The following is a 5,047-nucleotide window of genomic DNA, read 5'->3' as shown; positions in this document are numbered from 1 at the left end:
AACGAAGGTTTTTCTAAAGGAAAATGCTATGTTGCATATACTGATGGAAACCCAAATGGAAGTTTTATTTCTAAAGAAGCTTATGAAAAAGCATTACCAAGTATATTTGGAACGCCAATTGTAGGAGAATACTTATCTAATGTTAAAAATGAAATAAATGCTGATATAAAGGGTAACTACGCAGAACATGAAAAAACAATAGTACGTCCATCACCTATAGGATTTGTCTCCAGTGATGCAAAATGTTATTGGGAAATTCAAGGAGACAATCAAAATTATCTTGTGGTTGAGGGCATAATTTTATGGACTAAAAGATACCCTGAAGCAAAAAATGTTTTTGATAGACGTTTCAACCAATCTATGGAAATTTCCATAGGGGATAATGGAGGTTATTTTGATAAAAAGGATGAATTGTATCATATAACGGATTTTTCCTTTGAAGCATTAACTGTATTGGGGACAGATTGTGTTAGAAATTCAGATGGAACTGTATCTTATAGAGGTGAATCTGATGTTGAGCCATGTTTTGGAGGCAGTCATTTTGATACATACTCAATGAAGACAGAGTTCAGAAAAGAATATGAAGTAATGTTAAAAGAATTTAAAAATTTTAATATACAAGGAGGAAAGAATATGAGTGAAGAACTAAAAGTTGAACCAGAAGAAATAGAAGTAATAGTTGAAGAACCGTTAGTACCAGAAGTAGCACCTCTTTTAGAAGTTGAAGAGACACCTGCTCCAGAAAATGTAGTAGAAGAAACTGAAGAAATTGTAGAAACAGAAACAACAGTTGAACCAGAAGTTGAACCTATTGCAGTAGAAGAAACTAAAACTTTTACATTAAGTGTTAGTCAAATATCTTCTGCAATTAATGAAGAACTAGAAGAAATGATAGTTTCGACAGTAGATTACTGGGGTGAACCTTGTGAATCTCAACAGTATTTTATGTGTGACCTTATAACAGATGATAAATTAGTAATCGTTTGTGATTGTGACTGTGATGAATGTTATGGTGTTCCTTATGCTATGACAGGAGACCAAGTTACATTGGATTTTGCTAATAAAGTAGCTTATACAAGAGGGGATTGGAGACCACTAGTTGGTGGAGATGACGAAGAAACAGAACTTGCAGATATGGGATTTTCAAGTATGAAATCATTATTTGCAAAGAAAACAGAAGCTATTGTAAAAAAAGCTACTGATAAAGCTACAACTGATGCAAAAAAAGTTGCAGATGATAAAAAAGCAGAAGCTGATAAAACAACTCCTGTAGTTGATAAATCAAAGAAAGATTTTGATAAAGTAAATGCTGATTTAGAGAAATTACAAAGTGAATTCGCTACATTAATAATAGATAAAGAAACTGTAGAAACTGAATTAAATTCTTATAAACTTAAAGAAAAAGAAGCTAAAATGGCTGAATTATTTGCTAAAGAAGAATTTGCTTGTTTAGTTGAAACTCAAGAATTTAAAGATTTAAAAGTTAAAGCAGTAGAAGAAGAATTAGAATCTGTTGAAACAGAATTATTTGTAATGTTAGGCAAATTTGCAAGTAAAACTTTTGCTAAAAAGAAAAAAGAAGATTCTCAGATAATGAGTTTTGGAGTTTACAAATATGAAGCAAAAGAAGAAAAAACTGAAGAAAAAGAACCAGATTATAAAACTAAATGGTGTAAAAAAGAAACAAAATAACAAGTTATAATAATACAAAACACAAGGATATTTTAACGTGTAAAAGCGTTATTTTATATATATAAATATTAAAATAAAAAATAACCAAATAGTCCGAACAGGACTTAAAAGGAGGAATTTATAATGGCAACAAGTATAATTCAATTAGTAGGAGAAAACAAGGAGTATGTATTCAAATCAGTTAAAATCGCAGACGCAGCAACAGAGAATGGTAGTGCAGTAGCATTAGGAGTAACAGTAGTAGGTAACAAGGATGTTTACACAGCAGTTAAACCAGCAACAGCTAACTTAGCTACAGCAACACTTTTAGTTGCAAAAGAATTTATAGCTTATGTAGGAACAGAGGTTATAGACCAATTAGTATCAGCTCAAGACGAAATAGTTAAAGGTGTTATTGTTAAAATAGGACAAGAAGTTGTTCTTAGTAATGACGCAGTAACAGGTACTATAGCAGTAGGTTCATATGCTTCACCAGTAAACGGTGCTTATAAAATGGCAGTTACAGCTACAGCAACAGTTGGAGTAGTAGCTTATAGAATAACCGCAATAGCTGAACCAATCAGAATAGGACAAAGAACAACATTAGGATTCAGAGTTATAAGAGAAGCATAGTTTTACCAAGTTTAAAATGATATAAAAAATTATACATAACAATATTTAAATAATATAAAAGACAATAATAAATTTTAGGAGGAATTATAAATGGCAGATATCAGACGTTTTAGTAAAGAGGAAATAGGAGGTATTGCAAAAGAGAATTCAATATTTACTTTTGCTAAAGATTTATATGAAGAAAAGACACATGAGGAAGATAATTTTAAGAAAGCAGTTGCAACAACTTGTGGTATTGATGTTTCAAAATACAGAAATGGTAATGTAAGATTACAGGATTTAGACCCAGTTCAAAAACATAACTTCTTTGGTTTAATGGCAGTAACTATTGATTCTATCGTTGCTACAACTTTAGAAACTCAATTAGACTTCATGACAGAAATTCAGACAGTAGGATGGGGAGATAAAATATTATTTGAAGTTGAAACACCATACCTTCCAAGCGTTACAAAATTAGGTAAAGGTACAACAGTAATGACTTCAGATATTTTACATACTGATAACATTTCACTTGATACTGAAGCAAGAGGCGTATCTATAAAAGAAAGTGGATTTAATATACTTTCTGGTAGAGTAAACTGGTCAAACAGAATAAACTCAGTTCAGAAAGCTATGTTTACACAAATGAAAGCAGATGTTAACACTGCATTAGTTGGAACTTTAGCAGGTTTAGGAGCTAACTACAAAGTAGACGGTTCAGCATTTAACCCACAAACTTTCTTAACTTTAGCTAATCATGTTAAAGCAGGTTCTCATTCTGATACAGCTTCAGCATTTGGTACTCAGATAGGATTATCAAGTATATTACAAGCTAGTGCAAATCTTCAAGGATACATGAGCGAATCAATGAAAGAACAATTTAATGCTAAAGGTTTCTTAGGTAACTTCTTAGGAACAGATTTAATGGAATTAGCACAAGCACATGTACCAAACACAGATAATTTTGCTTTAGATGATAAGTTTATATACATACTTCCAGCATCTGACCAAAAAATTGTTAAACTTGGTATTGAAGGAGACGCTATAATCAGAGAGTCATCTAATGTATTTGAGGCTGATGATATGTCAGTTAACTACAAATTCATAAAACAATACGGAATAGCAGTAGTAGCAAAAGGTAAATATGGTATTTACAGATTATCTTAGTTTTAAATAAGTAAATATTAGTATCAAAAGAGTGGGATTTATTTCTCACTCTTATTAAAATAATATAAAAATATAGGAGTGAGATTTTAAATGGCTAAAATTAAAAGTGAAGAAGTAGAAAAAACAGAAGTAAAAGTAGACAAAGTTGTAGAAACAGATAATACACAAGCACAAATGTTATCTGAATTAATGCAACAAATGAAAGATTTTAAAGATATGCAAACACAATTTATGCAAGAAAAAAAGACATTTGAAAATGATAAAAAGGAATTTAAACAGACTCAAGCAAATGCTCCAACAGCAGGAAATGAATTTGTAGAAGTTATATGTAATATTCCAAAATTTGAAATTGATGATTTAGGTGCTTATGATTTAGGAACTAGAAACTCAGGAAATTTTAAGAAAATGCCTAAATATGGTTCAAAAGTTAATATTCAGTTTAGTGAGTTACAAGAAATTGCAGGATATCCACAGAATGGATTACAAATAGGTTCTATATTAATAAATAAGAAACATCAAAGTGCAATCAATGATTTAGGATTGCAATATATATATGAAAATATAGTTTATCCAGAAGATATGGATACATTTTTAGATAAATCAACAGAGGAAATTAAAAAAGTTATGGCAGGATGTCCTGAAAGAATGAAAGAAGCATTCATAGCTGTTATAAGAAAAAAAGATAGTGAAGGAACAATAGAATGGAAAATGAATAAATTACATGCAATAGAAGCAATTCTTGATATAAGAATATAGGTAGGTGATAGCTTATGGCAAATACATTATATGATGAGGTTTATGGTGATTTTTATATGAGTAAATTGATGAATGATAAGTCATATACTTCATATGCAGGAATTACTGACCCAGTAGAAATAGCAAGTCTAGTTGAAGCTCATAGTTTAAGTCTATTAAAGAATTCAATTTCTATGATATATGAATCAGGTGTCCCACAAATAGACTTCTACGATAAGGACGATATACAATTCAATAATCAATTGACTGATATTGAAATAAATTTATTAAACGATTGCATGTATTTTTTACTCATGTGCGAAAATCGCAACAAATTAAAAATATTAGGATTAACATTCAAGTCATCAGAATTAAACCTCTTCTCTCCTGCAAATGACAGGGATTCTTATGAGAAAATGTTGAAATCTATTGGCGATGATGTTGATACGTCAATCCAAAGTTACCTAAACAGGGACAGACTTACACATAAGCTTAAAAACCCTAATCAGTAATATAAAATTAATAGGAGGTAGATTGGATGACAATAGACTTGGCATACATAAATAAGTTTATCAAATTTAACAATTCAAATCAAGATTATATCCCTGAAATGTCAGATTCCCTCACTTCTCAACGTAATAGTGCTGTTTCATCCTTCAACATCCTTATTAATTCAAATCAAGCAAAGGATATTACTTTAAATAATATTTCATATAAAGCTTTAATTACTGTCAAAATTCTTAGGGATAAAGTAATTAAAACAATACAAATGAATCAAGGGATTATGAAATATGGTGATTACTTTCAGCATTATAATAATAGTACAAAAGTAGATGATACTTATTTAGTTAAATCTAGAATT

Annotated in this window: 6 protein-coding genes; all 6 read left to right on the top strand. The window is 30.2% G+C overall.

Going from position 1 to position 5,047, the window contains the following annotated elements; all coding sequences use genetic code 11:
• Nucleotides 1-1,692 (top strand): hypothetical protein (locus tag VIM70_RS07985; RefSeq protein WP_331945224.1); only part of this gene is annotated, 1,692 nt, incomplete at its 5' end.
• A gap of 123 nt (nt 1,693-1,815) precedes the next feature.
• Nucleotides 1,816-2,304, top strand: coding sequence for a hypothetical protein (locus VIM70_RS07980; protein ID WP_331945223.1), 489 nt, complete (start codon nt 1,816-1,818; stop codon nt 2,302-2,304).
• Nucleotides 2,305-2,394: 90 nt separating this feature from the next.
• Nucleotides 2,395-3,450, top strand: a complete 1,056-nt coding sequence (locus VIM70_RS07975; RefSeq protein ID WP_331945222.1) for a hypothetical protein — start codon at nt 2,395-2,397, stop codon at nt 3,448-3,450.
• Nucleotides 3,451-3,540: 90 nt separating this feature from the next.
• Nucleotides 3,541-4,206, top strand: a complete 666-nt coding sequence (locus VIM70_RS07970) for a hypothetical protein (RefSeq protein ID WP_331945221.1) — start codon at nt 3,541-3,543, stop codon at nt 4,204-4,206.
• A gap of 14 nt (nt 4,207-4,220) precedes the next feature.
• Complete coding sequence (locus tag VIM70_RS07965) at nt 4,221-4,697, top strand: hypothetical protein (RefSeq protein ID WP_331945220.1); 477 nt, start codon at nt 4,221-4,223, stop codon at nt 4,695-4,697.
• A 26-nt stretch (nt 4,698-4,723) separates the two neighbouring features.
• A partial coding sequence (locus VIM70_RS07960; protein WP_331945219.1) for a hypothetical protein occupies nt 4,724-5,047 on the top strand: 324 nt, incomplete at its 3' end.

Origin of the sequence: Clostridium sp., assembly GCF_036569345.1 — a bacterium.
Lineage (GTDB): Bacteria > Bacillota > Clostridia > Clostridiales > Clostridiaceae > Clostridium_AD.
Note: the sequence above shows the minus strand (reverse complement) of the source record. Positions and strands in the feature narration are given on the sequence as shown.

Bases quoted from the DNA above. Each gene is read 5' to 3' on its own strand.
- VIM70_RS07980 (WP_331945223.1), top strand. From the start codon at position 1,816: ATGGCAACAAGTATAATTCAATTAGTAGGAGAAAACAAGGAGTATGTA.
- VIM70_RS07975 (WP_331945222.1), top strand. From the start codon at position 2,395: ATGGCAGATATCAGACGTTTTAGTAAAGAGGAAATAGGAGGTATTGCA.
- VIM70_RS07970 (WP_331945221.1), top strand. From the start codon at position 3,541: ATGGCTAAAATTAAAAGTGAAGAAGTAGAAAAAACAGAAGTAAAAGTA.
- VIM70_RS07965 (WP_331945220.1), top strand. From the start codon at position 4,221: ATGGCAAATACATTATATGATGAGGTTTATGGTGATTTTTATATGAGT.